Source organism: Nocardioides sp. P5_C9_2 (assembly GCF_054049555.1).
Map to the genome: position 1 here is coordinate 1 of NZ_JBFUMD010000593.1, position 1,995 is coordinate 1,995.

At 72.4% G+C, this 1,995-nt stretch carries 2 protein-coding genes; both read left to right on the top strand.

Translation table 11 applies throughout. The annotated features are described in order from the left end of the window. Positions 1–287 precede the first annotated feature (287 nt). Positions 288–1,274, top strand: a complete 987-nt coding sequence (locus tag ACXJKL_RS20020) for a tRNA (adenine-N1)-methyltransferase (RefSeq protein ID WP_457208750.1) — start codon at positions 288–290, stop codon at positions 1,272–1,274. Next, the gene (locus tag ACXJKL_RS20025; protein ID WP_457208751.1) at positions 1,271–1,819 is read left to right on the top strand and encodes a GrpB family protein; all 549 of its coding nucleotides are present in this window, start codon (positions 1,271–1,273) and stop codon (positions 1,817–1,819) included. The genes ACXJKL_RS20020 and ACXJKL_RS20025 overlap by 4 nt, the downstream gene beginning before the upstream one ends. Positions 1,820–1,995 lie beyond the last annotated feature (176 nt).

The window sequence follows — 1,995 nt, forward strand, 5'->3', positions numbered from 1 at the left end:
GGGCAGTTCCGTAGCGCTGGGAGGCGTCGACCGGGCAGTTCCGTAGCGCTCAAGATCTGGCTGGCAGAGTCCCTGCGCGCCCACCCGCCCGACCAGTAGCGACCCCGCCCCACACCCCGCCCAGCGACACCGGCGGGGCCACCGGCACGTCAGGACCGGATTCGGCGCCCCCGCCGCCGACCGCGCGGGAGCGCGCGCGTCGAAGCCCCACTCGCTCCGACAGATCGAGGGCCACCAGGGGCCTCGCCGTTTCCGCGAGTGCCGACGGCCCCTACTAGGGTTCGCGCATGCCTGACACCACCCCCGCCGCGCCCTCCACAGACGTCCCTCACGAGGCGTGGTCCGGCGTCCACCGCGGACCGCTGCGGGCCGGGGAGTGGGTGCGTCTGACCGACCAGAAGGGTCGGCGCCACAACTTCGAGCTCACGCCCGGCAAGCGATTCTTCTCCAACCGCGGCCACCTCGAGCACGACGACATGATCGGTCGCGACGAGGGCTTCACCCTCGTGTCGTCCGCGGGCGGGGAGTACCTCGTCTTCCGCCCCCTGCTGACCGAGTTCGTGGTGTCCATGCCCCGCGGTGCGGCGGTCGTCTACCCCAAGGACGCGGCCCAGATCATCTCGCTGGCCGACATCTTCCCCGGCGCACGGGTGGTCGAGGCCGGTGCCGGCTCCGGGGCCTTGACCTGCTCGCTGCTGCGGGCGGTCGGCCCGTGGGGACGCGTGACGTCGTACGAGCTGCGTGAGGAGTTCGCCGAGGTCGCCAAGCGCAACGTGGACCAGTTCTTCTCCGCCCCCGAGGGAGAGACGCACCCTGCTTGGGACCTGCGCCTCGGTGACCTCAAGGAGGGGCTGCCGCAGCTGGAGGACAAGGTCGACCGCATCATCCTCGACATGCTCGACCCGTGGAACTGCGTGGACGCCGTCGCCGACGCCCTCGTCCCCGGGGGCATCGTGTGCGCGTACGTCGCCACCACCACCCAGCTCTCGCGGGTCGTCGAGACCCTCCGTGTCCATGGCGGGTTCACCGAGCCGCAGCCGTGGGAGTCGCTGGTCCGCGACTGGCACGTGGAGGGGCTCGCCGTGCGGCCGGGGCACAAGATGATCGGCCACACGGCCTTCCTCGTGACCGCCCGACGGATGGCACCGGGGGAGCGGCCGATGCGCAAGACCCGCCGCCCCGCTCCCGGCGCCTACGGCCCCGACTACACCGGTCCGCGTCCCGCCGACATCCCGCCGCTCGAGCAGGCCGAGACCCGCGCCGAGGAGGCGTGAGCGTCGAGGTCCTCGCCTGGTCCCCGGACTGGGCCGCGCAGTTCGAGGAGGTCGCGAGCGTGCTCCGCGGCGCGGTCGCTGACGTCCCCGGCGCGCGGGTCGAGCACGTGGGCTCGACGTCGGTCCCCGGTCTGGCTGCCAAGCCCATCCTCGACATCGACGTGATCGTCGCCCCCGAGCACGTCGCCGCGGCCGTCGCGGCACTCGGCACCGTGGGCTACGTCCACCGCGGCGACCTCGGGGTGGCCGGTCGGGAGGCCTTCCGCGCCCCCGACCGGGCGCCGTACCGCCACGTCTACGTGTGCGCCGAGGGGACGACGAACCTGCGCAACCACCTCGCCGTACGCGACGTGCTGCGCCGCCGTGACGACCTCCGGGACGCGTACGCCGCGGCCAAGCTCGCGCTCGCCGACGACCCCGCGATGGACCTGGACGCCTACCTGGCCGGCAAGTCGGCTGTGGTCCAGGAGGTGCTGCGCGCCTCGGGGGAGTTCAGCGACGACGAGCTGCGCGCCATCCACCGGCTCAACGACCCGTCGGCCTGACCGCGGCGCTCGTCGAGTCCTCCTCGCGACGAAATCGTGACCAACACGGTCCGTTATCCCCTTCCGTCCCATCGCCAGATGGGTAGTGTCCGAAGGACCTAGGAGGTGACGCACATGTCCGAATCGACATCCAGCGCCGCAGGAGCCGGGCGCACGCCCGACGAGCTGGTGCAGCA